The following is a 26,988-nucleotide window of genomic DNA, read 5'->3' on the forward strand; positions in this document are numbered from 1 at the left end:
CGATTGACGACGGAAACGCAAGTAATCGACCAACGCACATTTGCTTCCATCTCGGCTCGGAAACAAGAGCCCGCTTGGCTTTCGCAATTTCGCTCGGAAGCATATCAATTGGCGTCCAGGCTTGAATTGCCGAAGTTGGAGAAAACCCGTATCGACCGCTGGGATTTGAGCGGATACGGCGAATACCGCGCCGGCAATCCGGTAAACAGCGCGGAACAGCTGCCGGAGGAGCTGGCGGCGCTTGTCGGGGCCAACCCGAGTCCGAACCTGCTCGTTCAGCACGATTCCGGCGTCGTGTACGTCCGGTTGTCCCAGAAGCTCCAGGATCAAGGCGTAGTGCTGAAGAGCTTGGAAGAGGCGGCGGACACTCACGCGGATCTCGTTCAAAGCTATTTGATGACGGCGGTCAAGAAAGACGAAAATCGATTGACCGCGCTGCATGCGGCGCTATGGAACGGAGGATTGTTCCTCTACGTTCCGAAGAACGTCGTTGTGGAAGAGCCTGTTCAAGCGATCTACTATACCGAATCGGCGGAGGCTACATTCGCGCCGCACGTGCTGATCGTGGCGGAATCCCACAGCTCCGTGACGTACGTTGACAATTATTTGTCATCGGCTTCCGGCCAGCCGCTCGTGCATAACGGCGTCGTCGAAGTGTTCGTCAAGCCGGGGGCGCATGTGAGAGTGGCGACGGTGCACGATCTCAAACAGCACGTGACCGACCTCAATTACCGCCGCGCCGTCATCGAAAACGACGGAAAAATCGAATGGATCATCGGGGAGTTAAGTCACGGCAACGGCATGGCGGATACGCATTCGATATTGAAGGGCAACGGCTCCTTCTCCGATGCGAAAGTGATCGCGGTAGGCAAGGGAGACCAAAAGCTCAACTATACGACACGCGCCGTTCACTTCGGCAAATCGTCGGAAAGCGACATGATCACCCGTGCGGTTATGCGGGAAGAAGCTACGGCGATAATTAACGGGATAACTAAAATCGAGCACGGAGCGACAAAGGCGAACGGCCAGCAAACGGAGCGGGTGCTTATGCTAAGCCCGAAAGCGCGCGGCGACGCCAATCCGATCCTCTTGATCGACGAAGACGACGTAAAAGCGGGCCATGCCGCAAGCGTCGGGCAGGTGAACGCGGAGCAAGTATATTACTTGATGTCGCGCGGCATTTCCCGTGCGGAAGCGGAGCGCTTGATCATATACGGCTTCTTGGCTCCGGTCATCGAAGAGATTCCGCTTGAAGCGCTGCGCGAACAATTCGGAACATTAGTGGAAAGGAAATTGGGACAATGACGCTTTCGGCCATCGAATTAAAGCGGCAGTTTCCGATTCTCCATCAACAAGTGAACGGCCATCCTCTTGTGTATCTGGACAGCGCCGCCACATCGCAAAAACCGCTCGCCGTACTGGAAAAGCTCGAGCGTTACTATAAGGAATACAATTCGAACGTTCACCGGGGAGTCCATACGCTCGGGACGCGGGCGACCGACGCTTATGAAGGGGCGCGAGAGAGGCTCGCCCGCTTCATCAATGCGAAGGAACCGGCGGAAATCGTCTTTACCCGGGGGACAACGACAGCTATCAATATGGTTGCTTGGAGCTACGCGCGGACGGTATGCGGGGAAGGCGACGAAATCGTTCTTACCCCTATGGAACATCATGCGAACCTGATCCCGTGGCAGCAAGCGGCCAAGGCGACCGGAGCAACCTTGAAATATATTCCTCTACGGGAGGACGGCAGCATCGATTTGGCCGAGGCGGAGAAAGTAATCACGCAGCGGACGAAAATCGTGGCGCTGAGCTACTTGTCCAACGTGCTCGGTATCGTCAACCCGGTGAAGGAGATTATCGCCATCGCGCATCGCAACGGGGCCAAAGCGCTGATCGACGGCGCGCAGAGCACCCCGCACATGAAGGTTGACATGCTGGACCTCGATTGCGATTTCTACACGCTGTCGGGCCACAAGATGTGTGGACCTACCGGGATCGGGGCACTCTATGGCAAGCGGGAGCTGCTTGAGCGGATGGAGCCTGTCGAGTTCGGCGGCGAAATGATCGATCACGTCGATTTATACGAAGCGACTTGGAAGGAGATCCCGTGGAAATTCGAAGCGGGAACGCCGATTATCGCCGGAGCGGTAGGACTGTCGGCGGCTATCGATTTCCTCAACGAAGTCGGGCTCGACGACATCGAGAAGCATGACAAGATGCTTGCGGCTTACGCTTACGACCGGTTGTCCGGCATGGAGGGCGTCACGATCTACGGCCCGAAGGAAGGCAGAAGCTCGCTCGTCACGTTCAACTTGGATGATGTTCATCCTCACGATGTCGCCACCGTACTCGATGCGGAAGGCGTAGCGGTGCGTGCGGGCCATCATTGCTGCCAGCCGCTAATGCGCTGGCTTAAAGTGACGGCGACCGCACGGGCAAGCTTTTATCTCTACAACACAGAGGAAGATATCGATCGGCTCGTCGCATCCCTACAACGAGCAAAGGAGTATTTCTCTCATGCAATTGGATGATCTGTATCGCAGAGTCATCATGGATCACTATAAAAATCCGCGAAACCAAGGCGTCATCGAAGACGGAACCGTTACAGTCGACCTGAACAATCCGACGTGCGGCGACCGGATTTCGCTTCAGATGCAGTTCCAAGACGGTGTCGTCGCGAATGCGAAGTTCAAGGGCGAAGGCTGCTCCATCTCCATCGCCTCCGCATCGATGATGACGGAAGCTGTTAAGGGGAAGACGCTGGCAGAAGCGCTCGAGTTAGCGGACCGGTTCTCGGGTCTTATGAAAGGCGAATCCGTCGAGTTTGACGAATACGAAGATATCGAAGCGCTTAGCGGCGTCAATAAATTCCCCGCTCGCATCAAATGCGCGACGCTGGCGTGGAATGCGCTTCGCAAAGGCGTAGAAAGCGGAAAGAACGAGTAAAGGTTTGGTTTATAGAGTACAAAATAAGGAGGTTGAATGGTAATGGCGAAGCAAATGCCGGAAATAGGCGAGTACAAATATGGTTTTCGCGACGAGCATAAAGCGGTGTTTCAATCAGGCAAAGGTTTGAATCCGGAAATTGTTCGAAGCATCTCCAAGATGAAGAACGAACCGGAATGGATGTTGGAGTTTCGTTTGAAGTCGCTCGAGCAATTCAACAAGATGGCTATGCCGCGTTGGGGCGGAAATCTTGACGAGCTCGATTTCGACGACATCCAGTACTATGTGAAGCCGTCCGAGAAGCAGGGCAAGACTTGGGAAGAGGTTCCCACGGAAATTAAGGAAACGTTCGACAAGCTCGGCATTCCGGAAGCGGAACAGAAATTTCTGGCCGGCGTCTCGGCTCAGTATGAATCCGAAGTCGTCTACCACAGCATGCAGAAGGAACTCGAAGATCAAGGCGTTATCTTCATGGACACGGATTCCGCGCTGCGCGAGCATCCGGAGCTGTTCAAGAAATATTTCGGCACCGTCGTCCCTCCTGCCGACAATAAGTTTGCGGCATTGAACAGCGCCGTATGGTCCGGCGGCAGCTTCATCTACGTGCCGAAGGGCGTCAAGTGCGAAATTCCGCTGCAGGCTTACTTCCGCATCAACTCGGAAAACATGGGTCAGTTCGAGCGCACGCTCATCATCGTCGACGAAGGTGCGTTCGTCCATTACGTCGAAGGCTGCACGGCGCCGATCTACAGCACCAACTCTCTGCACAGCGCGGTCGTGGAAATCCTCTGCTTGAAGGATTCCCGCTGCCGATATACGACGATCCAAAATTGGGCTCCGAACATCTTCAACCTCGTCACGAAGCGCGCGGTTGCAGAAGAGAACGCCACAATGGAATGGGTCGACGGAAACATCGGCTCGAAGTTGACGATGAAGTATCCGGCGGTCGTGCTCAAGGGCCGCGGCGCGAAAGGCATGGTCCTCTCCATCGCGGTGGCGGGCAAAGGCCAGCACCAGGACGCCGGAGCGAAGATGATCCACCTCGCGCCCGAGACGACGTCCACCATCGTTTCCAAGTCGATCTCGAAGCACGGCGGGAAGGTTACGTACCGCGGGTTGGCTTCCTTCGGGCGAAATTCCCAAGGGTCGAAGGCGAACATCAAGTGCGACACGCTGATCATGGATAATCAGTCGACGTCGGATACGATTCCTTACAATGAAATCTTAAACGACAACATTACGCTCGAGCACGAAGCTACCGTATCCAAGGTGTCTGAGGACCAATTGTTCTACCTCATGAGCCGCGGATTGTCGGAAGCCGAAGCGACGCAAATGATCGTAATGGGCTTCATCGAGCCGTTCACGAAAGAGCTGCCGATGGAATACGCGGTCGAGATGAACCGTCTCATCAAGTTCGAGATGGAAGGCTCGATCGGTTAACGCTTGTTGAACAAAAATACGTGTCCGCAGCGGCTTCTTGCCGCTCGGACACGTATTTTTTAACGTTATAATTTAAAAAAATTCTGCTGCAACGTGTGCGTTGGTATTGAACAATTACCGGCTTTTCCGGGCTCTCTTCATCATAAAGAACAGGCCCCCGCACATTGCTAAAATAACAAGTATTGCAAGGATTAATTGTGTATTACCTGCGAGCGCCAACCCACCCATACTCGCATTTACACTTGCTGATCCTCCTCCGCTGCCAGGTGAAGCATGACCATGTTTTTCTTTAAATTTCTCATATTTATTGGCAAGCTCTTGTAATCCCTGTTTAACACCTTTGTCGGCTTGCAAGGTTTGATTTTTTCTTACATCATCGCCGGCGTCAAGCCCGAAATTTTGTTTTTCCGCTCCCACCGATTGCTTATAGTTCTCAAAGTCCTTTACAACAGCCTCCCTTATGTCGTTTGGAACTTTTGCCAACGCTGCACGCCATAATTAACATTAGGACCATTTTTCGAGTCATAACAATGTCGGATCGAACCAAAAGACTGCGCCGACCGTGGCCGCCCAAATGACCGCGATGAGCAGCGACAATCCGCCGAGCAGCATGCCGGCGTTCCCGGAACCGCGCCGGCGGCCGGAATGAACCGCGCCGATAATGAACGCGATGAGACCGAGCACGAGCCCGACGGGTAAAAACAAAATCAGAAGATTGCACAGACATGCGGCGAGACCGAGCCCCCAAGCCGCAGCAGATTGATGAACCCGCTCCATGACGGACATTCTCCTTCCATACGTTGCAAACAGGTACATTTTACCACACGGACGTTGTTTGCGCTTGCCTTTCCCCTTGCATATTTTCCCCTCCGGCTCCAAAACCTAATCCCGTCAACTCATGAAAAGGAGCTGGGGCAATCAATCATGTTCCGCATATCGAAATCGTTATTAATCGTTCTTGCTGCCGCCGTATTCGTGACTTCGTGCGCCGGAGGCAATACCGCGAACAACCGCGACGATGCAACCCAATCGGGTCAAATGGCGGGCGGAATCACCGGACAAGGCGTATATGATCCGAACACCCGCGCCAACAATCCGGATAGGGACATGCTTCCGGGCAACGGCTTGCGTTCTCCCTACCCGCGGCAATCGGTCCGTCCGTTAAATCAAGCGTCGCCGGACGGCGGCGGAACCGGGATGCGAATGCAGCAGCAGGGAACCGTCATTCCTTATTTCAATATGGAAGACGGCCAGTATATTGCTGCCGAAGCTCTTGTGCAATTGCTCGAATATAAGAACTCGCAGTTTGACGCCGACACGAATGAAATGCAAGTAGGCGACACCGACGTGTTTTTGCGGCTTCGCGCAAACTCCAAGGAGGCCGAGCTTGCAGGCGCTCCAGTTACGCTCTCCGCGCCTCCGAAGATGGTCGAAGGCAAATTGATGATCCCGAAATCGGCGGTCATCGATTTGTTCCAAGAAGAGATGGTGTTCGACGTTACTCCGGAAGGTCTCGTTGTCTACCCTTCCGACGGTGCGGATGCAGGCGGCACTGAAGATGCCCAAGGTCAAACCGTTGATGACGGGCTTGATTTCGCTGACGATCCCAGCGATCCTTTCAAGGGCGACGAAGATGCGGAGGGCGTATTCCTCAACGAATCCGAATTGCCGCCGGGAGAAGCCGTGCCTGCTCTAAAAAACATCAATATGAACAGCTTGATTCGCACGGCTAAGAGGTATTTGGGCGTTAAGTACCGGTTCGGCGCAGGTCCTTACCCAAGAACGAACCGGTTTGACTGTTCGTCATATACGCGGTATGTATTCGCAAAGTATGGAGTCAGTCTTCCCCGCACGGCAAGACAACAAATCAGAGTAGGGAATACGGTGTCGCGAAAAAGTTTGCGCAGAGGCGATTTGTTGTTTTTCTATGTGCCGGGACGGTTCAAGTCGAATAAAACCGCGGGTCACGTGGGGATATATATGGGCAACGGAAGAATGATCGACGCGAATACGGGACCGAAGAACGGAGTTCAAATCCATAACATCAATAGCGCCTACTGGAAAAGAACGTTCCTCCGGGCAAAACGAGTTGCATATTGACGGCGGAGAAAGCCTTCAACCGATTGCGGTTGAAGGCTTTCTCTCCGTTAGCCGACTTATTCAAGTGGGTTCCATGGGCCGGTTTGCGCGCCTTTCCATTCGGATCCGTCCTCCCACACCTCTTTCTTCCAGATCGGCACGATTTGCTTGAGCCGCTCGATCGCGTACCTGCTCGCTTCATAGCAGGTTTCCCTGTGAGGCGCGGACACGGAGATGACGACGCTCGCTTCCTCGACATTCACCCTTCCGATTCGATGAGTGATGGCGCAGCGCGCCCCCTCCCACTTCTGGGCGATTTCGTTGCCGATTTGCTCCATCGCCTTGAGCGCCATCGGCTCATATGCTTCATATTCAAGCAGCACGGTTCGTTTCCCGTGCGTCCATTCCCGCGTCGTACCGATAAAAGCGAGCGTCGCACCGTGCTCCGGGCGGATCGTCTTGGCGGTCACTTGTTCTATATCGATTTTCCCGGTTGTGATAGTATACATGCCGTTCCCCGTATCGCGTTTCGATTCCACTTCTGGTCTCCCCGTTTCAAAAAAAGTTTGCCATGTACGAAAGCATACCATATTAGATCCAAGAAGCGCATGATTGTTCCTACATTCGTTGCCTGAAATGTGGTACACTGATGGGAATAACGCTGCAAAGATAGGAGGGGTCAGCCATGCCGTTGCCGCTCACCGACCGATTCGGCCGGGTGCACGATTACTTGCGTATTTCCGTTACGGATCAATGCAATTTGCGCTGCCTCTACTGCATGCCTGAAGAAGGCTTGGAGTTTATGGAGAAGAGCCGTTTGTTGACGGCGGACGAGATGAGATCCATCGTCGCCGCCGCGGCCAAGCTCGGCATCCGCAAAATACGAATCACGGGCGGCGAACCGCTCGTGCGCAAAGATATTGTAGAAATTGTAGAAGCGGTCGCTTCCGCGCCGGGGATCGAGGACGTTTCCCTTACAACGAACGGCCTGCTGCTGGCCTCGAAAGCGGAAGCCTTAAAGAAGGCCGGTTTAAGACGCGTCAACATTTCTCTTGATACGCTCGATCCGGCCAAATTCGTCATGATCGCCCGCCGAGGCGACCTCGCGAAAGTGACCGAAGGCATTCGCGCGGCGGCGGAGGCCGGGTTTTCGCCGATCAAGCTGAACTGCGTGCTGTTAAAGGGCATCAACGAGAGCGAAATCGCCGATTTTTTACGGATGTCGCATGAGAAGCCGCTGCACGTCCGTTTCATAGAATATATGCCGATCGGCCATGCTGACGAGGGATGGCGGAGCTTGTATTTGCCGCTTACGAAAGTGCTGGAGGTTGCCGGAGGCATGCCGTGGGCGTTCGAACGCATACCCGATGTGAAAGGGAACGGCCCCTCGGAGGATTGGCGCTTTGAAGGCGCTGCCGGCTCCTTCGGACTCATTCATCCGATCAGCGACCGCTTCTGTGAAAATTGCAACAGGCTGAGGCTGACCGCGGACGGTTATCTGAAACCATGTCTGTATTGGGTCGACGAATTGTACTTGAAACCGTATGTCGGCGACGAAGAGGCGCTGACCGACATATTTTATAAAGCGATGGCTATAAAGCCTCTCAACCACGAGATGGCGTCAAAGCTGTCCGGAGAAGTCCAGACGCATGTGCCGACGAACCGGCGCATGTCGCAAATCGGGGGATAACTGAGGCGGTGGCGGGGTCGGGTATGTCTGACGAAAAGATAACGTTTGTCGTTCTGCACACGAACGATCTTCACAGCACTTTCGAAGCCATGCCTAGCATTCGGACGTTCTTTGAAGCGTGGCAGCGGCGCATTCCGCCCGGGCGCTTGCTGAAGTTCGATATAGGAGATCATATGGATCGAATGCGGCCGGAGACGGAAGGAACGTTCGGGCTGGCGAATATTGACGTGATGAATGCGACGGGTTACGACGCATGCGTGCTCGGAAATAATGAAGGCTTGACGTTCACCAAGGACATGTTGGACAGAGCGTTCGGGGAACGGGCGCGGTTTGCGGTGATCGGCACGAATATGTCGCTGCTGTCCGGCGGCGGCGATGAGCGGCTGATCCGGCCGGAATGGTTACGACCGTTTTTGATGCACGAATGTGAGGGGGTGCGGATCGCCGTTATCGGCTTGACCGCCCCCTTCAACGATTTCTACCGGGAACTCGGATGGAAGGCGGAAGATCCGATCGATTGCGCGCGCGCATGGGTTCAAGCTTTGCGCAATGAGGAGAAGGCTGACATGATCATTGCCCTGAGCCATCTTGGCCTGCCTCTGGACAAGCGATTGGCGGAAGAAGTGCCGGGGATCGATTTGATCCTCGGGGGGCACACGCATCATTTGCTTGAGGAGACGCTGGTTGTCGGCGGCTCGCATATCGGAGCGGCCGGCAAATTCGGCACCCATGCAGGGGTCGCGGAGATTACGGTGGATCGTGCGACGCGCCGTCCGGTCTCTATTAAGGGACATGCGGCCGACATGTCCCGCACGGCAGCGAGCGCCGAACTGGAGGCGCTCATAGAACGGCGCGCGGAGGATGCGCGCGCCGCGTTGCAGCGGGTCGTCGCAACGCTCGACGTCCCGCTGCGCGCGAGTCTCGAGCGGGAGTCGCCGCTCGGGAACTTGCTCGCCGCCGATTTGCGGCGGCGGTACAAAGCCGAGGTCGGCGTAGTCAACGCCGGCCAATTGCTCGACGGGCTGGAAGCCGGCCCCGTTACCGCCGAACGGCTGCTGGCCGTGTGCCCGTCGCCGATCAACCCGTGCACGATGCGGCTGCGCGGGGAATATTTGCTGCAAGCGCTGGAAGAAGCGCTGCTCGACGACCGCATTCATATGCCGATCCGCGGCTTCGGGTTTCGCGGAAAGGCGCTCGGAACGTTGTGCCTTGACGGAATTCGCGTCGAATATGACCCGGCAGCTCCTGAAGGACGAAAGCTGCAGCGGGCGTTCGTAGGCGATTATCCGCTGCAGCCCGAACGCGAATACTTGCTCGCAACGCTCGATATGTTTACGTTCCGGATCGGCTATCCGACGCTCGCGTCGGGCGTCGGGATCACCTACCATTTGCCCGAATTTATTCGCGATTGTTTGGCGGACCGGATCCGTTCCTTAAGCCCGGAACAACTTAATGAGGCTGGCATCCCCCGCTGGATAGCCGGAAATTATCATTCATTTGCTTAACGGCGATAATAGTTTTCGTTTTGCCATTCATTACGTTACAATAAGCGTAGAGGTGGGTTATGAAAGACTACGCATTGGATCCGTGGGATCCGATTCATTCTAGAATGCGGTACGGGCGCCACGTATTGACGAGCGTTGAGTTTACGGTCACACAGTTATGCAACATGCGGTGCGAGCACTGCGCGGTAGGTGACGCGCTCGTACTGAAAGAAGGGCCTCGTGTGCCGCTGCCGCTGGTGATAGAACGTTTGGACGAAATCGATAATCTGCAGACGGTCAGCGTTACGGGCGGGGAGCCCTCTTACGATCTTGAATCGCTGCGCGGCTATGTGGTTCCGCTCTTGGAATATGCGAAACGGCGCGGCGTCAGGACGCAGATCAATACGAATTTGACGCTGGATTTCGACCGTTACGAGGTGCTGGCTCCGGTTGTCGATGTGTTTCATATATCTTTCAATTACACGGGTCCGGACGACTTTCATGAGATCGGCTTTGCACAAGCCGCAAGGAAAACCGGCCGCGGCACCACAGCCCGTTTGTACGAGCGGATGATCACGAATGCGAAGAAACTGGCGGACGCCGGGGCGTTCGTGTCGGCCGAATCGATGATTAATTACCGCACGCACCGCCGGATCGCCGACATCCATAAAACCATTGTAGAGATGGGATGCAAGCGGCACGAGGTGCATCCGATGTATCCGAGCGCATTCGCCGCCCACTTGCCTAAACTGCCGCTGGAATCGCTAAGGAAATCCATCGCCGATTTGCTTGACGCGCGCGTTCCGGACGTATGGATGCTGTTCGGCACGCTCCCTTTCTTCTCTTGCAGCGTACAGTTCGAGGACCGGCAGCTTGTCCGCCGGCTGAGGAACGAGCGGAACGTAACGGTTCGCAACGACCCTGACGGCAGAAACCGCTTGAACGTGAACACTTTCACAGGCGACGTATATGTTACGGACTTCTCGGATGTGCCCCCTGTCGGCAACATCCGGGACTGCAAACTGAACGATTTGTTTGAGAAATGGTCGTCGGCCGAACTTCAGCGCAAGGTGAACTGCTATTGCCCTGAAGCCGCATGTTGCGGTCCGAATTTATTGGTAGCCGACATGTACTATAAAGATGTGGATTTCACGAATAGAAGTGCCATAAACGGATAACCGAGGTGTTTCATGCTTAGAAATGCGCTGATCATCGTATTTGGACTCATCTTCCTATACGCGCTGTTTACAATCGGGGCGCCGTTTCTGCTTGCGCTTCTATTCGCAATCTTCTTGGAACCGTTGAACGGGCTAATGGTACGGTACCTGAAGCTGAACCGGTTCGTCGCCGCCACGATTTCCTGCACTTTGTTCGTCGCGGTGCTGCTCGGATTGCTGTATTTGCTTTTGCTGAAAATATTTTCCGAGCTTGTAACGTTGCTGCGCAATCTTAATTTCGCCGAGTTGAACCGGCTCGTCGCTGACACGCTGGATCGTTTGGACGCGGTGCTGGCGAACTTGCCGCCGGATGTCGCGTACAACATCAAAAACTACATCATGAATGGCATTCAATCTCTTTCAGGTTTGACAAGGCAAATTTCCGGACTCACTGTGGGCGCGTTAACAGCGCTGCCCAGTCTGCTAATCGTGTCGCTTGTCTTCTTTGTAGCGTTGTACTTGTTCAGTTACAGCTTGAATACGATCAAAAACTCCTTTCTGACGTTCTTTGAGGAAAAGTCGCGCGGGAAAGTGGAGAAAGTGCTCCTTGATTTGAGAGGCGCAGTCTTCGGATTTATCCGGGCGCAGGCGATCTTGAGCGCGCTCACGTTCCTGATCACCTTCACCGGGCTGCTCATATTGGACGTCCGCTTCGTCTTGGCTATTTCGTTCCTCATCATTGTCGTCGATATTTTGCCCGTGCTCGGAACCGGTTCCGTTCTTGTGCCATGGGCGACTTACTCGTATATAACAGGCGATACGCATCTTGCGTTCGGGCTGCTGATCTTGTTTCTCCTCATCACGGTATTCCGCCGCATCGTAGAACCGAAAATTCTCGGAGAGCAAATCGGCATCGGAGCGCTCCCTTCGCTTATCAGCCTGTACGTCGGATTCGAACTGGTAGGCGCGATCGGCCTCATCCTCGGCCCGATTGTCGTCATCATTTATCAAGCGATGGTAAAAGTCGGATTGCTGAAGATAAAAATACGACTTGAATGAAAACACAGGGGTGGAGCATGGAGAAAAATACAGATGCGGTTAGGAAGCCCGAAGCGCTCATTTTCGATATGGACGGAACGTTGTTCCGTACGGAGAAGCTGCTGCTTCCGGCTTATGAGCGGATGTTCCGGCGGTTGAGGGATGAAGGCTTGTACGAAGGGGAAACGCCGCCGGAGCAAGCGATTCTCGGCGCTCTCGGCATGCTGTTGAATGATATTTGGAAGAGAGTGCTTCCGGAGCACGACGAAGCCGTACATCGCCGTGCGGACGTCCTGCTGCTGGAGGAGCAGATGCTCGGGCTGCAAGAAGGTATAGGCGAATTGTACCCGGGGGTTAAGGAGACGCTCGAGAAGCTGCGCGGTCACGGATACCGCCTCTTCGTCGCAAGCAACGGGTTGGAAGCGTATGTGAAAGGCGTAGCGGAAGCGAAAGGCATTGCATCGTTGTTCGAAGGGCTGTATTCCGCCGGCGAGTACAAAACCGCCACCAAGGTCGATCTCGTGAGACTGCTGCTTCGTCACAACGGGGTTTCGTCCGCGTGGATGGTAGGCGACCGCTCCTCGGACGTGGAGGCCGGAGCGGGGAACGGACTTACCGTAATCGGCTGCGACTATGCCGAATTCGGCGTCTCGGCATCGGAGCTCGACGGCGCCGACATCCGTATTCGTACGTTTCCGGAATTGCTGGCTTTGCTTAAAATTGAAGAAGAAGGGGCGTAAACCGGCGGCACGGTTACGCCTCTTCTTCTTTTTGTTTCTTCTTAGACGACTGATACAAATAGAGAGCGTATTCCAGAGGGCGGACGATCGCCTTTCGGTACGTTTCCCTCTCGCCGATCATGCGAAAAACTTCCCGGGCGGGTTTCGGATTTACTTCCAATAACCAGGCGCGGCCGTTCCGGTCGACCGCCACGTCCAGCGCCAGTTCGCACATCTCTTTAAAATGGCTCTCCAGCCGTTTGACGACGCGCATTCCCAACGAATGCACTTCCGACTCAACCTCCGCCGCTCTTTTCGCGTCAGGGAACGTTACGCGAAGAAGACGCTGCACCCTTACGGCTTTCCCGCCCCCATGCAAATTGGATGTTACGCTCCTGGCGGCTCCGATCCGGCCGGCGCATCCGCTCGCTTCCCAAGCGCCGTCGCCGTTTTTTTGCATCAGCAGCCGGTAATCATGCACCCTCCCGCTGGGCAGCGTCAAGTCGATGCCTTGCTGCATCAAGCAGCCGTTCGTCAACCCCAATCGTCTTAATGCGGCCTGCACTCCGGAGAGAGATGTCCGGCGCGTCGGAAGTATGCGCCTACTTTTGTCGCGTCCCCGAAGCGAGTACATGTCTTTGCCCAACCGTTTAATACAGATGACGCCCCGGCCGCCGGTTCCGTTGATCGGCTTCACGAACACGACCGGGTGCGTCCGGGTAAACTTGGCGAGCTCTTGCTCGCGATATGCGGCTGTGACCGGCAAAGACTTGCGAATCGCTTCATCTTTCCAAAGAAGCTGATGAATCGCCCACTTGTTCGCAAGCGGGCGGTTCATGTACAGCAGATTTCCGTATTTCGCGCGAAATTCTCTAAGCTTCTTAAATCGCGGCGTATTTTGGTACCGGCAGCGGTCGAACACGACGTCGGGAAACTCTCTCCAGCTTCGGGTCCAAACGGACCGTTTCGTGTCGTAGACATGAGCGTAAATGCGGGTTCCCGCCCCGTTCACGTCTTCCGGAGTGAAGACATAGGCATCGATGTCCATCTTCTTGGCTTCGCTCAACAGCCTGCTGAAGAACGCCCGCTCCTCGATTCGGTTTCCGTTTAAATACAATGCCATGACGCCGAGCGTCATTTGCGACATCAACCATTCCTCCCCTTGGATCGTAAGTGGGAGTGTCCTTGAAACGGAAACTGCGATTGGACGTCCGCCCGGGAGCTTGGCTGATGCACGAGGTATTTCCAGTAGTGGACAAGACGGCGAAGCGACAGCTTTCGTATATGCGGTTCGTCGAATTTCATCGGTTTGGAGTTCGCCTCGAAAAACCACAGCTTCCCCGAAGTATCCACCCCTATGTCCATCGACATTTCACCCAGAAGATGTCCGGATCCCTTCTCGATCTGGGAAGCAAGCATCAGCGCGGTCGCCTTCGCTTTCTTCAATATCCGCTTGCTTGTTGAAGCGCCGAACACTCCGGTCAACAGCTTTTCGGGGTTGTCGATCGATCCGCCGCGCGGAACGTGCGTCGTGATGCTTGAAGCGCCTGCGACTCTTGCTCCGACCCCGGAAATTTTCCATACGCCTTTTGAATTTTTTTGAACGAGGGCGCGCAGATCGAACGGGCGCCCTCCTGAACTGACTAAATCAATGCCTTGCTGGGCGATATATTCTTTCCCGTTGATGTGATGGGTTACCGCGTCGTATAACCGGCTGATGTTGGCGTATCTGTCCGATACCGTGTTCTCTCCGCTTTGATAGTAGGTCAGACGGTATTCCGTCGCGCCCTTGCGCGTGTGCAGCCTTTGAATCTTCATGATGCCCTTGCCGGCTTTGCCCTTCACCGGCTTTAAATAAACAACCCGGTGTTTGCGCAGCATTCGCGTCAATCCGCCGATCCCGGACAGCTTCTCCGTTTCCGGAATGTGCTGCCGGGTCGACTTGCTGCCGTGAAGCCATTGGAACAAACTCCACTTGCTGAAAAATGACGGGTTAAAGAATTGAATGTCGGGACGCTTGAGACAATCTTGGATGAGCCGCTGCACCTCCGGCTGCTGTTCGAACTTCCGGTACGGAATCCGGTTGTAAACGACGTTCGGGAACGGATATTCGCCGGTCGCCCACTTCTTTTTGCCGCCGACGTATTTGTATCCCTTTATTTTATCGCTATCCAATCGAAGGTCGTCGTGAGCGACGATGTAAGCCGTCACTCCTTCTTTGGAAGCGGTGCGCAGCAAATCGGCGAAATTATCACGATTTCCGCGGAATATCCTCGATTTGTCGCGATACGTCAAGATGGCGACGACCGGCATTTTCGTTTCGCCAGTAAGAGGATTCATCTAAGAATTCCCCCTCTTGCGAAATTTCGCCAGGTACAGGCAGTGTTGAAACAGCAAATGTAAAGTATCTCGCCCTTCTTCTTTAAGAGACGGGTGTTTGAATATCGAACGTCCGGGCTTGGAATTTGCCTCGAACATCCAGACGTGCTCATCCGTGTCGATCCCCAGATCGAAACCCAATTCGCCGATATGATGGCGGTAATTGCGCTGAATCGCTTCCGCCAGTTTAATGGAAACGCCTTTCATGCGCGCCAACACTTCGCCGCTTCTCCCGCCGAACACCCGGGACAGCGCCTGCTCAGGAGTCATTAGCGTGCCTCCGTTCTTAATATGAGTCGTCACGCTTCCTTTGCCCGCTTTCTTCGCGCCGATCCCGGCTACAATCCAATCGTTCAAACCGTTGCGGACGAGGTGAAAGCGGAAATCGATCGGGCTGTCGTCGATTTCAACGAGGCGTACGCCCTGCTGCGCGACGTAATTGCGCAGCCGCCCCCTGCGCAATCCGAGCATCTTGACGAGAGCCGAATACTTCTGGTACCGGAGCAGCACGTTGCCGCCGTTGCGTCTGAATCGCGCGAAATACCCTTTGCTGGGAGCGTACGTAATCCGGTAAATGCCTTTGCCGAGCGAACCGTGCGTCGGTTTCAAATATATGAACCGGTGGCGTTCCAGCATCTCCTGCAGCTTTTCCGGCGTCGGATTTATGACCGATTCCGGAACGTGTTTGTACGCGTCATCGTCTTCCAACAGCCTGTAGACGTCCCATTTATTAAAGAAGCTCCAGTTGAAAACGGGAATGTTCCGGCGGAGAAACTTCGATTTCAACGATTCCATGGAGGAGGATACATCCGCGCTGCGGCTCGCAAGACGGTTGTATACGACATCGGGAAGAGGCACCGTCCGCCGTGTCCAGCCCCCTTCCGGGTTGATGAAATAACCGAAAACCGTTTCATTATCCCAATTGATGTCGCGCGGGGTAAAAGCGAAATAGTAAGCTTTCTTATTGCCTGCTTGCAAATATGCGCGAATCAAGCCGGTCCGGGTACCGAAAGGCCGGTTGCCGCCGAACCCTCCGCTCGTCAAAATGCCGATCAACGGCCCCAACCTGACCGAGTTCCCGTTGTCGTTGGAAGCTAAATATAAGCTTCCGATTTTCGGCGCGCGGATCGCATCCTTGATGATCAACGGCAAATACATATGTTTCCCGCTGCGCCTTAGCGGCTTCCATTGCGCCGTAACCGATTTGCCGCCGAGGCGTACGTCAACCGTGCGTCTTCCCCGCAATCTCAATTGCTTGGCAAGAGCGGAAGTGACATACACGGTTTTCTCGGTCTTCCGGGTCCAATGGATTTTACTTAACGTCACACTCATGTTTTATGTCCTCCCAGTTGCCGGTCCAATACATACCGCGCGTAACGGATCGGCGATGTTACAGCTGCGACCCGCACGTTCTTGTCGCCGATTCGTCTGAATGACGAACGTCCCGGTTTGGAGTTTGCTTCTAGCACCCAGACGCGACCGAGCCGGTCGATGCCGAAATCGATACCGAGCTCCACAAGCGGACCGTGTCTTTGTTCCAGTACCGGAGGGATGGCCAATGCCAGTTCGTGAATGGATTCAAGCACCGATGCCGCCTTCTCCTCGCCGTACTCCCGGATCAGGAACGGTATGGCGTCGCCTGCGCTTCCTCCGCCGTGCAAATTGGAAGTGAGGCTGCCCGGCGGTCCGAAGCGAACGGCCGTACCGGTTACGGTCCAGCTCCCGTCTCCCGATTTTTGCGCAAGCGCCCGGACATCGAACGGTATGCCTCCATCGGTCGCGAGCTGCAAATACTGCTGGATCAAGTAAGTGCGTCCTCTGGTGACGCGGGCGATCCATTGAAACAAATCTTTGGTTCTTATGAACCGGCGTCGGAACTGCCGGTTGAATCCGTCCCGTCCGCATACCTCGAACAAACCCGGGCGAACGCAGGACACCCTCATCACTCCTTTGCCGTGAGTGCCGCCGTGAGGCTTCAACACAAACGCTCCATACTCATTCAACCAAGACAATGCTGTCGAATGGCTTCGGTACAACTCGGTTCGGGGGAGCGCCTCGGCTATCTTTTCATCGTCTTTAAGCATTTGATACACATCCCACTTGCCGGTGAGTCCGAGGTTTAGCAGCTTAACTCCCGGAATGGATAACAATTTGGAAATTTGCGATTTGTACCACAGATATTGTTGACGGGTGCGGAAGAAAGCCCGGTCGTAAATAACGGACGGCAATGGGAAGCTTCGGCGAATCCATGTTTTATTGACGTGGTTATATGCGAATGCGCGGACCGTCCGGCTTTTCCAATCGATCCAATCGGGCGAAAACACATATACTTTTATGCCGATGCGCCGTCCGGCAACCGAAAGCCGTCGGAAGAACGCACTTTCCGCGAACGGAACGGCGCCCCCGGTGCGGCGCACCAAAATGCCGACATAGCCTTTCGATTCCTTAATGGAACGCACTTCTAATGCCTCCTTACCCGTCGTCACAGTTTTGTCAGATGGCGAGCGTATTGCACAAGCAGCTTGACCGACGGTCTGATCTTCCCTTCGGATAACTGCGTGTTGTCGTTTTTGGACGGTTTGGAATTCACTTCAAGCAGCCACACTTTACCCGAACGGTCCAGCGCCAAGTCGACTCCGAGTTCGCCGAAATGGGCGTTGATCGTCGATTCCACGCCTTTGGCGATCGTAAGCGCCGCCGTACGCAACGCCGCAAGAGCGACGGTTCGCCTTCCGGAGGGAATGTTGGATTTGAGTATGGCCTGCTTGGCTTGGATAATAGTGCCGCCCTTTGCCAAGTTGGATACGAAATGATTCGGTCCCGCAATGCGGCCCACGATCGACGTAACGTCCCATGCGCCGGAAAGCCCTTTTTGCACGAGAGCCCGGAAATCCACGGGCCTCCCCCCGACGTAAGCGATGGTAAGTCCTTGTTGGATCTGGAACTTCTGCATTTTGAGACGTGGGGCCACCGTAGAATGCAATTTCGCGAGCGACGGGAACACCACTTTACGGGTCCCGTTCAGTTCGCTGAAGTGGCAAGCGAAAGTCCCGGTCTCGGTTTTCGTGACGCGGATGATGCCTTTGCCCAACGATCCCCGTATCGGCTTCAGAAATACGGTGCGGTATTTGGCGCACATCGATTTAAGCGTATCGACGCCCGAATACGGGTGGGATTCCGGCAATAGCGCGTGAAGAGAGGCATCTTTCCGCAATGCGGCGAACACTTCCGTTTTGTCCAGATATTTTTCATTGAAAATACTTGTGCCGTACCTCGATTTCGTTTCTTTAAAAAACTTTTGCACCTTCGGATGATTTTCGAGCTTTCGGGTCGTCAATCGATTGTGAAGCACGTCCGGCGCGGGAAAAACACCTTTTCTCCATCCGCCCGCATACGTCCATCCTTCCACCGTCCCATGACTTGTTCCGATACCGCCCGGCGGGAAAAAATAAACGAAAGCACCTTGCTGCAAGGAAGCGTCGACCAGCTCGCGGCAAAACGCCGTAATATTCCCGAACGGACGGTCCGGTTCTTGGGGGAAGGCTCGGGAGACGATTACGCCGATCAGGGGGCCGACCTGAATCGATTGGCTGCCCGGCCGGTATGCGACCCGCAGCGGCGCGCCGGGGCGGACCCCCATCTTTTCGACCAAGGACTCGCTCATACGGAGTTGACCGGAACGGTTTATCGGAATGACCCGCACATAAGTCTTGAAGGCGCCGAATCGGAAATTTACGGACTGGTTGTGCGGAATATTCCATTTCTTGATCAAACTTTCGCTTATGCACACCGTCTGTTCGTCGCCGAACAAACCGGAGCGCAAGATGTGAACGATCACCTTACTGTTTGTCATTTCGGTCTCCTTCCGACCGCGAGGCGTCGACGCAAAGAACTACAACATCATATGAGGGCGAAAAGTCTTAGGTGAATGGCTGAGAAAGTTGGGCGTTCGCACATCCTCCCGTAAAATCGCGGAAAAGTTCATATTTCGGAGGCCCGTCTCATAAGTTGGAATATATATTCCCGTACGAAGGAGATGAGCCGCTGTGAATGCCACGAAGAATGTTATTTACATGAGCGCCGCGTTGGGGATGCTCATTTATGCCGTGCCGCGTCTGTATGCCGGACAAGGCTTCACGCTGCCGACGATCTTTAGCGTCACCTGGATCGCGTTCGCGCTGATCATCATTGCCGCGCACCTCCACTCGATTTTGCGCGTGGACGAAGAGACGGACGCACAGCTTACGCGCGTGAAGAAGTTTCGCCGGCGCCAACTGGCACAAGCGATCGAGCGCGCCCTCGTCCGCCGCGGGCAGTAACGCGTGTGCGGCTTGCCTGCGGCGCTGTCGCGGCCTGCGTTCGTTGCCGCGCGAAGCGGTTACCTCCGGTTCGTTGTGAACCGGAGGTTTTTTGCGCCTGAAGATGGGCAGTAAGGTCAAAAATTGAGCTTATTCGTAGAAGTAGGGCCAATATTTGACCTTATTTCCAATCCGACAGCTTGTTCTTTGGCCAATACTGCGGAATAGGCGCAATTTCTGACCTTAATACTTCAATCCGTCCCCGAAGACCGGATGACAGGGTCAGATATGGACCTTATTCACATAAATAGGGTCAGAAATTGACCTTGTGCGTTAAACGACCGCAACCGGCACGCACCGAAGCGCGTCTATAACTTAAATCTAAAAATAAGGAGCAACCGGACGTGCCGTCAACCAGCATCAAGAGCAGAAATTTTCTGCTGTTTATTTCGATTTGTTTGTTTGCGTTAATAGCCGGCTGCGGCAGCGACCTTCATCGAGCGATTTCGGCCGGCGACGTCGACAACGTGAACGACAGCGGTACAGCTCAGGGGGATACCGAGGTTGAAGACGTCGCATTCCACGATTTCATCATCCCGGAGAGTTACCGGCTGAAGAGGAAGCTCGTACACGCCGCCGGCGAAGATAGCAGTTACATTCTTTACGAATACGAGACGGAAGACTATTTGCCGTCTATCAACGAATGGTTGAGACACGAAGCGAAGCGCTTGGGCGGCAAAGTTATCGAACGGTATTCGTTCGACAGCAAATCAAGCATAGATATCATGATCGAATTCCCGTCAAAGACAGGGACAAGATTGATAAGCACATACACACCGAAATATATGGATAAGCAGCATGTGGTGATCGAAGAAACATTATTCACGAAGCCTCTCAAAATAGACCAGGACTATGAAGACCATGCCCTCGTTATATTCACTCCCGATAAGGAAGGAAATATGACCGAATCGTTCAAAGGGGAGTACTTCCATCAGCATACGGATGTTTTTGTGGTGTATTTTTTTTCGCAAGCATTTTTACAAGAGTTGGTTGAGGCGGGGAAGTACGGTATCACAGAAGATGATATAGATTACGCTGTGGGATATTTTGACAAAAACGGCGAAGAGATCGACCCGTACAGCATTGGGGAGACAAACCCTCTCATAGCCGAGGAAAACAGAGATAAGTATACGTTCGGGATCCAACTGAAGAAGGATTTCCTGCCCGCCGAACCGTCGCAGCGAGAGAAGCTTTTATACGCATGGGCCAAGACGGTTTTAACCGGTGACAAAGCGGTATCGCACACTTATGACGGCACGGAAACAATCAATTTCCTTATAAAAGGCGGCGTGTTCAAGACATACAGTTTGAAGGAGCTTGCAGATTAGTAGAAAAACGTGCGGAATGTCCCGGCAGCAGGTATAATACAATATAACAGACTAATACAGAACAGCTACCGGGGTGAAACAGACGCGCTATGGATACGACGTTGCACGAGTCTTTAACAAAACACGAACAAATTATCCGTTATATTCAAAGCTTGAGAACCGGCAGCAAAATATCCGTGCGAAAAATCGCCAGAGACGTCGGCGTGAGCGAAGGAACGGCGTACCGCGCCATTAAAGAAGCGGAAGCGTCCGGACTTGTGGCGACGAAAGAACGGATCGGCACGGTCAGAATCGAGCAGAAGGCGCGCAACAACATCGACAAGCTGACGTTCGCCGAGGTGGTCAACATCGTGGACGGGACCGTGCTCGGAGGCGCGGAAGGCCTTCAGAAAAGCTTGGGAAAATTCGTCATCGGCGCGATGGAACTGGAGGCGATGGTCAAGTATATCGATGCGGGAAGCCTGCTCATCGTCGGCAACCGTGTGAGGGCGCACAGCATCGCGCTCGAGCTCGGCGCGGGCATACTCATCACGGGCGGATTCCCGGCCAGCGACGAGGTGAAGGAACTGGCCGATCAACTCGCGCTGCCGATCATTTCAAGCTCTTACGATACGTTCACGGTGGCCTCCCTCATCAATCGCGCTATTTACGACCGGCTGATTAAGAAGAAGATTTTGCTTGTGGAAGATATTATGGTTTCCGGCAGCCATACGTCGGTGCTCAAAGGGAGCAATACGGTGGCCGACTGGAACGCGCTCGTCGAGGAAAGCGGCCACAGCAGGTTTCCCGTCGTCGACGAATGGAACCGGATTATCGGCATGGTCACGTCCAAAGACGTGGTCGGGGCGGCTATAGGCGAAAAAATCGAGAAAGTGATGACGAGAAATCCGATCACCGTCACTCCCCGAACTTCCGTCGCTTCGGCCGCGCACATGATGGTATGGGAGGGCATTGAACTGCTCCCGGTTACGGACACCGGCCGCAAATTGGCGGGAGTCATATCCAGACAAGACGTGCTGAAGGGAATGCAGTTTATCCAGAAGCAGCCGCAAATCGGGGAGACGATCGAAGAGATCATCTTGTCGGCGTTTCAAGAGGAACGGGAAGCCGACGGAGGCATTGCGTTTCGGGGGATCATTACTCCGCAAATGACGTCGTCGCTCGGTACCGTGTCGGAGGGCGTATTGACCACTCTCATGTCCCAGGCGGCGTTTCGGGCGATCAAGCTGATAAAAAAAGGCGACCTCGTGCTGGACAGCATGTCCGCGTTTTTCCTAAAGCCGTTGCAAATCGACAATGAAATCGTCATTCGTCCTCAAGTGATAGAATTGAGCCGGAAATTCGGCAAAGTCGACGTGGAGATTCATTACAGGCAAGCATTGGTTGCAAAAGCGATTCTCACGGCGCAGCTTATCGATCAGGCTTAGACGACAGCCGGCTGAAATGTCCGTAGCTGCGAAGACCTGCAAACAAGTTGAACAACCCGATCACGATGAATACGGATCCGATTACGATGCGAATCGTATCGGGTTCGAACAGGAACCATTGCACGAGCGCCATGCAAATAAGGAGTGTTCCCATCGAAATATTCATTCTGGCGGCGTTCAGCCCCCGCCGGACCGGATCGGCCGCGCGGCGGGAGCGAAAGCTGAAAAATACGGACAGCGCGGAAGTGAGCACGATGGCCGCATAGAACACGTACGTCAAACCGGTAACCACAACAAACACCCGTCTTTCGGCAGAAATGATGCTGCGACACCACTGTACCCTTTTTCCAACCCAAAATCAATTCGACACGACCGCCTCCGCCAGCACAAATACGCTAAGCTCCGTTTGGTTGACGGACAGCATGGTGACGCGAATCCGGTAATTCGTGCCGTTGATGTCCCTGTACTCGTGTCCGTCCACCATGGATCTGTATACACCCGGATCGATATTTGCCGGATTGCCGACGGCGGCTTCCAGGTCTTTGAGTATCCGGGCTTCCAACTCGCTCTGTATGTTTTTTTCCAAAGCTTTGCCCTCAAAGATGACATTGGTCTTCTTGATGACATAGCGCCTGTTTTTTAATTTTTCAAGAGACGCAACGTTCTGCTGCAGCTTGTCCCGCTCGCTCCGGAGGTCTATGTTCTCTTCCAGCACCGTTTGAAAATTGTTATGTTCGATAATCATCATCAAGATGCAGCCGATGACGACTCCAACCAATAACATCCCGACCGCTTGCATAAAATCCGGCGTGCGTTCTATATTCGGCACCCGCATATCCCGTCACCCGCCCCGGCATATCCATTTGACAAGCTCCGTTCCCGAGTGGGCGCCGGCGAACGCGCAGAAGATCAGCAGTATTTGTTTGAAAGCAGGTGACAGATGGCCTTCATTGATGTTCCAGTCGATCACGCGCAGCGGATCGATCGTTCCGCCCACAGCGACGACTACCGCCCATATTTTCACGTTTTCCGCGAGCAGCCTCATGGTCGAAGACGGGGGCTGCATAGTGATGATGGAACTGACGCCCGCAAGCATCGACGCTCCGAACACGACGCCGAAGGCGACGAAGAAATCTTGTATCGCTTTCGTTAAAAATACGGAAGATCCCATCATTCCCACCTCTTTAGTAGATGCTCTTTACTAATGTATGGGACAAGGGGTTGCTATTATGACGATTCGGGATATAACTTCAAAGTTACTTGGCATCCGTTGAATAATTGTTTACAATTGATTTAAGGTGATGCGAACATGAGTTCTTTCGTTCATTTGCACGTACATAGTGAGTACAGTTTGCTGGACGGCGCCGCCCGGGTGAAAGATTTGGCGCGCCGCGCGGCTTCTTTGGGCATGCCTGCGCTTGCGTTGACGGATCACGGCGTCGTTTACGGAATGGTGCCTTTTTATAAAGCGTGCGTGGAAGCGGGAATCAAGCCGATCCTCGGCTGCGAATTTTACGTGGCCGGGAAGTCGATGCACGACAAAAGCCCGAGAGAGGAAAACCCTACCTATCATCTCGTGCTGCTCGCCAAGTCGAATGAAGGTTACCGGAATTTGCTCCGGTTATGCTCCGCCGCCCATCTGGAAGGCTTCCATTACAAGCCTCGAATCGATTTTGAATTGCTGTCGCGCCATGCGGAAGGACTGATCTGTTTAAGCGCTTGCTTGAAAGGGGAAATTCCGCAACAGCTGCTTGCCGGGAAGAAGGAAGAAGCGCTTTCTGCCGCATTGCGGTATAAGAAGCTGTTCGGCGGCGACTTTTTTATCGAATTACAGGACCACGGGCTTCTGGACCAGCGGAAATTGCTGTCGCAACTCGTCGAAATTTCCCGGGAAAGCAGCGTTCCTTTGGTCGCCACGAACGACGTTCACTACGTGGAACGGGAAGACGCCGCGGTGCAGGACATATTGATGTGCATCGGAATGGGGAACACGGTCGATGACCCTGCGCGATTCCGGTATAACACGGACCAATTGTATATGAAGAACGCGGAAGAGATGGCGAGGCTGTTTCCTCACGCTCCCGAAGCGATCGCAAATACGCTGCTGATCGCCGAGCGGTGCAATGTGAAGCTGGAGTTGGGGCGCAGCATTTTGCCGGAGTATTCACCGCTGCCCGAAGGCTCCGACGCTCCTTCATATTTGCGGGAGCTGTGCCGCAGCGGCTTGCTTCGGCGGTACGGCGGCGACGAGCGCTGGTCGGATCCGGCATTCCGGGACGAGGCCGAACGGAGGCTCTCGTTCGAATTGGATACGATTGAACGGATGGGTTATGCCGACTATTTTTTGATCACATGGGATTTTATTCGGTATGCGCATGAGCAAGGCATTACGACCGGTCCGGGCAGGGGGTCGGCGGCCGGGAGTTTGGTCTCTTACGTCCTCGGCATAACGGATGTGGATCCGATCCGGTACGGGCTGCTCTTCGAGCGCTTCTTAAATCCGGCCCGCGTCTCCATGCCCGATATCGACATCGACTTTAACGACGAGCGGCGCGATGAAGTGATCGATTACGTCGTTTCCAAATACGGACGCGACCGCGTCGCGCAAATTATTACGTTCGGCACGATGGCCGCGAGGGCGGCAGTTCGGGACGTCGGCCGCGCATTGAACTTGCCGTACGGGGACGTCGACCGCGTCGCGAAGCTGATCCCCAACTCGTTGGGCATGACGATAGAAGAGGCGCTGCGCGTTTCTCCCGAGCTGAAGGAATGGGCCGAGAGAGACGCGAAGATCGGCGTGCTCGTCAAGATGGCGCTCAAGGTGGAGGGGCTGCCGCGCCACGCTTCGACTCACGCCGCGGGCGTCGTCATTTCGCGCGATCCGTTGACCAACGTCGTCGCTTTGCAAGAAGGTACGGCCACGACGCCGCTAACTCAGTTTTCTATGGAAAATTTGGAAGCCGTCGGATTGCTGAAGATGGACTTTCTCGGTTTAAGAACGCTGTCGATTATCGAGCGCACATTGACGTCGATTCGGGAGCTCCGGGGCATCGAGCTGGATTTCCGGGAAGTTCCGGACGACGATCCTGCGACCTATGAGATGTTGGGACAAGGCGATGCGGCCGGCGTATTCCAACTGGAGTCTGCCGGGATTCGCCGGTTGCTGCGCGAGCTGAAGCCTTCGCGGTTTGAAGATATCGTTTCCGTCGGGGCGCTCTACCGGCCCGGTCCGATGGAGTTTATTCCGAAGTACATTGCTGGAAAGCACGGGCGCTCAGCCGTCGAATATCCGCATCCGTCGCTCGAGCCGATCCTCGGGGATACGTACGGCATCATCGTGTACCAGGAGCAGATCATGCAAATTGCATCGTTAATGGCCGGATTCACGCTAGGGGAAGCCGATTTGCTCCGTCGCGCGGTTTCGAAGAAGAAGCGGGAGGTGCTCGACGAACAGCGGGCCGCCTTCGTTGCGGGAAGCTTGCGGCAAGGGTATTCGGAGCGGGATGCGAATGCGGTGTACGACATGATCGTACGGTTTGCCGATTACGGCTTTCCCCGCGCGCATGCGACGGCGTATGCGGTGCTTGCTTTCCAAACAGCGTATTTAAAGGCGCATTATCCCGTCGAGTTTATGGCGTCGCTGTTGACGGCGAATATGGGCAGCCACAGGAAGGTGGCGGAATACGTCGACGAATGCCGCCGGGCGGGCGTGCCTGTGCTTCCGCCGGATGTGAACGAAAGCGGGGTGCTGTTTTCTCCTGTAGTTTCCAGAGGGGACGGTGGGAGCACCGGGTCGGAAGACGATGCGGCTGCGCCGAATGCGATCCGGTTCGGCCTCGCCGCCGTGAAGAATGTCGGCACGCAGGCCATTGAAGCGATCTTGTCCGCCCGCGCCGAAGGCGGGCCGTTCTCCGACTTGGTCGACTTGTGCCGCAGGGTCGATTTGCGTGTCTGCAACAAGCGCGTGCTCGAATCGCTCATAGCGGCCGGCGCGGCGGACGGACTTCCGGGCCACCGCGCGCAGCTGCTTGCCGTATTGGACGAAGCGGTGGAAGCGGCGGCCAAATGGAAAAAGGAGCGCGAAGACATCCAGATCCAGCTGTTCGGCTTGTCCGAGCATACGAACTGGACGGTGGAGATGCCGGATATCCGGCCGATGACCCGGATGGAGCAGTTGGAGAACGAGCGCGAATTGCTCGGCCTGTATGTCACGGGGCATCCGCTGGATTCGTATTCCGATTGGTACGAGAAGTGGGATTTGGTGCCTATCCATCAGCTGCACGAGCTAGAAGAGGGGACGGAGGCGCTCGTCTTCGGCATGGTGCTGTCGGTCAAGCCGATCGTTACCCGCAAAGGACAGCAAATGGCATTCGTGGAGATGGAGGACCGGATTCACAAGGTGGAAGTCGTCTTGTTCCCCGATGTGTGGAAGGAGGCGAGCGCGCTTCTTGGCAAAGGTGTGATCGCAGCCGTGACCGCCAAAATTCAGCATGGGGACGAAGACGTGAAGCTGCTCGCGTCGCATGTGTACGCCATGGACGATCCGGCGCTTGCCGTTCGCTTGCGTGCCGGCGGGGTGAGACGTCCCGTTCGCGCCGCAAGGGCGGCGGGAGAACGCTCGATTGTCCGCCCGGCGCCGCCAAAGCAGCCTAAGGCGAGTACGGCTGCTCCTGAGCGCGCGCGCCGCACCACCGATGACGGAACGCTCTTCGTCAAAATCAGGCCCGACAAGGAAACGCCGCGCACGCTCCAGCGCCTGCAGGCGCTGTTGAAGAAACATCCCGGCCGGGTGAACGTGGTTCTGTTCTATGAAAGGGCATCGCGTCTGCTGGAGTTGAGCGTGGATTACCGGGTGGATGCGGAGCCCGCCTTGTTGACGCTGATTGAGCGGTTGTTAGGGGAAGGTACTACGAAAATTAAATAGATTTGGAAGAAAAACT

General features: G+C 54.8%; 24 protein-coding genes and 1 pseudogene. 14 read left to right on the forward strand and 11 right to left on the reverse strand.

Annotated features, from left to right (window positions below; all coding sequences use genetic code 11):
- Positions 1 to 3 precede the first annotated feature (3 nt).
- The 4 genes from sufD to sufB are packed head-to-tail and all read left to right on the forward strand — an operon-like array spanning position 4 to position 4,389.
- Positions 4 to 1,305 (forward strand): Fe-S cluster assembly protein SufD, encoded by a 1,302-nt coding sequence (gene sufD / locus JET16_RS09895; protein ID WP_199615669.1) that lies wholly within the window; start codon positions 4 to 6, stop codon positions 1,303 to 1,305.
- Entirely contained in the window at positions 1,302 to 2,534 is a 1,233-nt protein-coding gene (locus tag JET16_RS09900; RefSeq protein WP_199615670.1) for a cysteine desulfurase, read from the forward strand. The genes sufD and JET16_RS09900 overlap by 4 nt, the downstream gene beginning before the upstream one ends.
- On the forward strand, positions 2,521 to 2,949 hold the full coding sequence (gene sufU, locus JET16_RS09905) for a Fe-S cluster assembly sulfur transfer protein SufU (RefSeq protein ID WP_199615671.1): 429 nt from the start codon (positions 2,521 to 2,523) through the stop codon (positions 2,947 to 2,949). The genes JET16_RS09900 and sufU overlap by 14 nt, the downstream gene beginning before the upstream one ends.
- 42 nt (positions 2,950 to 2,991) lie before the next feature.
- Positions 2,992 to 4,389 carry a Fe-S cluster assembly protein SufB gene (gene sufB, locus JET16_RS09910; protein ID WP_199615672.1) on the forward strand — a complete coding sequence of 466 codons (1,398 nt, stop codon included), beginning with the start codon at positions 2,992 to 2,994 and terminating at the stop codon, positions 4,387 to 4,389.
- 114 nt (positions 4,390 to 4,503) lie between these two features.
- Here the strand turns inward: sufB and JET16_RS09915 are convergent, their stop codons facing one another.
- Together JET16_RS09915 and JET16_RS09920 are read right to left on the reverse strand one after the other, a co-directional pair.
- Positions 4,504 to 4,872: a hypothetical protein gene (locus JET16_RS09915; protein ID WP_199615673.1), complete on the reverse strand. Its 369-nt coding sequence runs from the start codon at positions 4,870 to 4,872 to the stop codon at positions 4,504 to 4,506.
- 39 nt (positions 4,873 to 4,911) lie between these two features.
- A complete protein-coding gene (locus tag JET16_RS09920) occupies positions 4,912 to 5,166 on the reverse strand; it encodes a hypothetical protein (protein WP_199615674.1) in 255 nt (84 codons plus the stop codon).
- 147 nt (positions 5,167 to 5,313) lie between these two features.
- Between JET16_RS09920 and JET16_RS09925 the strand changes: the two genes are divergently transcribed.
- Positions 5,314 to 6,489 (forward strand): C40 family peptidase, encoded by a 1,176-nt coding sequence (locus tag JET16_RS09925; protein ID WP_233531319.1) that lies wholly within the window; start codon positions 5,314 to 5,316, stop codon positions 6,487 to 6,489.
- 56 nt (positions 6,490 to 6,545) lie between these two features.
- On the opposite strand, the pseudogene JET16_RS09930 reads toward JET16_RS09925, so the two are convergent.
- Positions 6,546 to 6,977 (reverse strand): annotated as a pseudogene (locus JET16_RS09930) (molybdenum cofactor biosynthesis protein MoaE); the annotation flags it as partial.
- A gap of 176 nt (positions 6,978 to 7,153) precedes the next feature.
- On the opposite strand from JET16_RS09930, the gene moaA reads away from it, so the two are divergent.
- From moaA to JET16_RS09955, 5 genes are read left to right on the forward strand one after another with little or no spacing between them, the layout of a single operon-like run.
- A complete protein-coding gene (moaA, locus tag JET16_RS09935) occupies positions 7,154 to 8,158 on the forward strand; it encodes a GTP 3',8-cyclase MoaA (RefSeq protein WP_199615675.1) in 1,005 nt (334 codons plus the stop codon).
- Between the two features lie 23 nt (positions 8,159 to 8,181).
- On the forward strand, positions 8,182 to 9,663 hold the full coding sequence (locus tag JET16_RS09940) for a bifunctional metallophosphatase/5'-nucleotidase (protein ID WP_199615676.1): 1,482 nt from the start codon (positions 8,182 to 8,184) through the stop codon (positions 9,661 to 9,663).
- A 59-nt stretch (positions 9,664 to 9,722) separates the two neighbouring features.
- Complete coding sequence (gene yfkAB / locus JET16_RS09945) at positions 9,723 to 10,820, forward strand: radical SAM/CxCxxxxC motif protein YfkAB (RefSeq protein ID WP_199615677.1); 1,098 nt, start codon at positions 9,723 to 9,725, stop codon at positions 10,818 to 10,820.
- A 12-nt stretch (positions 10,821 to 10,832) separates the two neighbouring features.
- A complete protein-coding gene (gene ytvI, locus JET16_RS09950; RefSeq protein ID WP_199615678.1) occupies positions 10,833 to 11,858 on the forward strand; it encodes a sporulation integral membrane protein YtvI in 1,026 nt (341 codons plus the stop codon).
- 17 nt (positions 11,859 to 11,875) lie between these two features.
- Complete coding sequence (locus JET16_RS09955; protein ID WP_199615679.1) at positions 11,876 to 12,577, forward strand: HAD family hydrolase; 702 nt, start codon at positions 11,876 to 11,878, stop codon at positions 12,575 to 12,577.
- Between the two features lie 13 nt (positions 12,578 to 12,590).
- On the opposite strand, the gene JET16_RS09960 is transcribed toward JET16_RS09955, so the two are convergent.
- Genes JET16_RS09960 through JET16_RS09980 form a run of 5 tightly spaced genes read right to left on the reverse strand, consistent with a single transcriptional unit; the run spans position 12,591 to position 18,788 of the window.
- Positions 12,591 to 13,703 (reverse strand): YheC/YheD family endospore coat-associated protein, encoded by a 1,113-nt coding sequence (locus tag JET16_RS09960; protein WP_199615680.1) that lies wholly within the window; start codon positions 13,701 to 13,703, stop codon positions 12,591 to 12,593.
- On the reverse strand, positions 13,703 to 14,896 hold the full coding sequence (locus JET16_RS09965; RefSeq protein ID WP_199615681.1) for a YheC/YheD family endospore coat-associated protein: 1,194 nt from the start codon (positions 14,894 to 14,896) through the stop codon (positions 13,703 to 13,705). The genes JET16_RS09960 and JET16_RS09965 overlap by 1 nt, the downstream gene beginning before the upstream one ends.
- Positions 14,897 to 16,267 (reverse strand): YheC/YheD family endospore coat-associated protein, encoded by a 1,371-nt coding sequence (locus JET16_RS09970; RefSeq protein WP_199615682.1) that lies wholly within the window; start codon positions 16,265 to 16,267, stop codon positions 14,897 to 14,899.
- The gene (locus JET16_RS09975) at positions 16,264 to 17,394 is read right to left on the reverse strand and encodes a YheC/YheD family endospore coat-associated protein (RefSeq protein ID WP_199615683.1); all 1,131 of its coding nucleotides are present in this window, start codon (positions 17,392 to 17,394) and stop codon (positions 16,264 to 16,266) included. Before JET16_RS09975 ends, JET16_RS09970 begins: the two co-directional genes overlap by 4 nt.
- A 23-nt stretch (positions 17,395 to 17,417) precedes the next feature.
- Complete coding sequence (locus tag JET16_RS09980) at positions 17,418 to 18,788, reverse strand: YheC/YheD family endospore coat-associated protein (protein ID WP_199615684.1); 1,371 nt, start codon at positions 18,786 to 18,788, stop codon at positions 17,418 to 17,420.
- 193 nt (positions 18,789 to 18,981) lie between these two features.
- On the opposite strand from JET16_RS09980, the gene JET16_RS09985 reads away from it, so the two are divergent.
- From JET16_RS09985 to JET16_RS09995, 3 genes are all read left to right on the forward strand, one after another.
- Entirely contained in the window at positions 18,982 to 19,254 is a 273-nt protein-coding gene (locus JET16_RS09985) for a hypothetical protein (RefSeq protein ID WP_325176659.1), read from the forward strand.
- A gap of 383 nt (positions 19,255 to 19,637) precedes the next feature.
- Positions 19,638 to 20,621 carry a hypothetical protein gene (locus JET16_RS09990; RefSeq protein WP_199615685.1) on the forward strand — a complete coding sequence of 328 codons (984 nt, stop codon included), beginning with the start codon at positions 19,638 to 19,640 and terminating at the stop codon, positions 20,619 to 20,621.
- 89 nt (positions 20,622 to 20,710) lie between these two features.
- Positions 20,711 to 22,048: a DRTGG domain-containing protein gene (locus tag JET16_RS09995; RefSeq protein ID WP_199615686.1), complete on the forward strand. Its 1,338-nt coding sequence runs from the start codon at positions 20,711 to 20,713 to the stop codon at positions 22,046 to 22,048.
- On the opposite strand, the gene JET16_RS10000 is transcribed toward JET16_RS09995, so the two are convergent.
- The 3 genes from JET16_RS10000 to JET16_RS10010 form a co-directional block, all read right to left on the reverse strand.
- Complete coding sequence (locus JET16_RS10000) at positions 22,032 to 22,340, reverse strand: YtpI family protein (protein WP_199615687.1); 309 nt, start codon at positions 22,338 to 22,340, stop codon at positions 22,032 to 22,034. The two genes, JET16_RS09995 and JET16_RS10000, sit on opposite strands and share 17 nt — an antisense overlap.
- A 66-nt stretch (positions 22,341 to 22,406) precedes the next feature.
- Positions 22,407 to 22,883 (reverse strand): hypothetical protein, encoded by a 477-nt coding sequence (locus JET16_RS10005; RefSeq protein WP_199615688.1) that lies wholly within the window; start codon positions 22,881 to 22,883, stop codon positions 22,407 to 22,409.
- Between the two features lie 6 nt (positions 22,884 to 22,889).
- Positions 22,890 to 23,219, reverse strand: coding sequence for a YtrH family sporulation protein (locus JET16_RS10010; protein ID WP_199615757.1), 330 nt, complete (start codon positions 23,217 to 23,219; stop codon positions 22,890 to 22,892).
- Between the two features lie 138 nt (positions 23,220 to 23,357).
- Here JET16_RS10010 and JET16_RS10015 point away from each other — a divergent pair, with 138 nt between their 5' ends.
- Entirely contained in the window at positions 23,358 to 26,972 is a 3,615-nt protein-coding gene (locus tag JET16_RS10015) for a DNA polymerase III subunit alpha (protein ID WP_199615689.1), read from the forward strand.
- The last annotated feature ends 16 nt before the right edge of the window (positions 26,973 to 26,988 follow it).

The organism is Paenibacillus alkalitolerans (assembly GCF_016482785.1).
Taxonomy (GTDB): domain Bacteria; phylum Bacillota; class Bacilli; order Paenibacillales; family YIM-B00363; genus Paenibacillus_AE; species Paenibacillus_AE alkalitolerans.

What these genes read in the sequence shown, in the direction of transcription:
- JET16_RS09900 (WP_199615670.1), top strand. Translation starts at nt 1,302, where the DNA reads ATGACGCTTTCGGCCATCGAATTAAAGCGGCAGTTTCCGATTCTCCAT.
- sufU (WP_199615671.1), top strand. Translation starts at nt 2,521, where the DNA reads ATGCAATTGGATGATCTGTATCGCAGAGTCATCATGGATCACTATAAA.
- sufB (WP_199615672.1), top strand. Translation starts at nt 2,992, where the DNA reads ATGGCGAAGCAAATGCCGGAAATAGGCGAGTACAAATATGGTTTTCGC.
- JET16_RS09920 (WP_199615674.1), bottom strand. Translation starts at nt 5,166, where the DNA reads ATGGAGCGGGTTCATCAATCTGCTGCGGCTTGGGGGCTCGGTCTCGCC.
- JET16_RS09925 (WP_233531319.1), top strand. Translation starts at nt 5,314, where the DNA reads ATGTTCCGCATATCGAAATCGTTATTAATCGTTCTTGCTGCCGCCGTA.
- moaA (WP_199615675.1), top strand. Translation starts at nt 7,154, where the DNA reads ATGCCGTTGCCGCTCACCGACCGATTCGGCCGGGTGCACGATTACTTG.
- JET16_RS09940 (WP_199615676.1), top strand. Translation starts at nt 8,182, where the DNA reads ATGTCTGACGAAAAGATAACGTTTGTCGTTCTGCACACGAACGATCTT.
- yfkAB (WP_199615677.1), top strand. Translation starts at nt 9,723, where the DNA reads ATGAAAGACTACGCATTGGATCCGTGGGATCCGATTCATTCTAGAATG.
- ytvI (WP_199615678.1), top strand. Translation starts at nt 10,833, where the DNA reads ATGCTTAGAAATGCGCTGATCATCGTATTTGGACTCATCTTCCTATAC.
- JET16_RS09955 (WP_199615679.1), top strand. Translation starts at nt 11,876, where the DNA reads ATGGAGAAAAATACAGATGCGGTTAGGAAGCCCGAAGCGCTCATTTTC.
- JET16_RS09960 (WP_199615680.1), bottom strand. Translation starts at nt 13,703, where the DNA reads ATGTCGCAAATGACGCTCGGCGTCATGGCATTGTATTTAAACGGAAAC.
- JET16_RS09965 (WP_199615681.1), bottom strand. Translation starts at nt 14,896, where the DNA reads ATGAATCCTCTTACTGGCGAAACGAAAATGCCGGTCGTCGCCATCTTG.
- JET16_RS09970 (WP_199615682.1), bottom strand. Translation starts at nt 16,267, where the DNA reads ATGAGTGTGACGTTAAGTAAAATCCATTGGACCCGGAAGACCGAGAAA.
- JET16_RS09980 (WP_199615684.1), bottom strand. Translation starts at nt 18,788, where the DNA reads ATGACAAACAGTAAGGTGATCGTTCACATCTTGCGCTCCGGTTTGTTC.
- JET16_RS09995 (WP_199615686.1), top strand. Translation starts at nt 20,711, where the DNA reads ATGGATACGACGTTGCACGAGTCTTTAACAAAACACGAACAAATTATC.
- JET16_RS10005 (WP_199615688.1), bottom strand. Translation starts at nt 22,883, where the DNA reads ATGCGGGTGCCGAATATAGAACGCACGCCGGATTTTATGCAAGCGGTC.
- JET16_RS10010 (WP_199615757.1), bottom strand. Translation starts at nt 23,219, where the DNA reads ATGGGATCTTCCGTATTTTTAACGAAAGCGATACAAGATTTCTTCGTC.
- JET16_RS10015 (WP_199615689.1), top strand. Translation starts at nt 23,358, where the DNA reads ATGAGTTCTTTCGTTCATTTGCACGTACATAGTGAGTACAGTTTGCTG.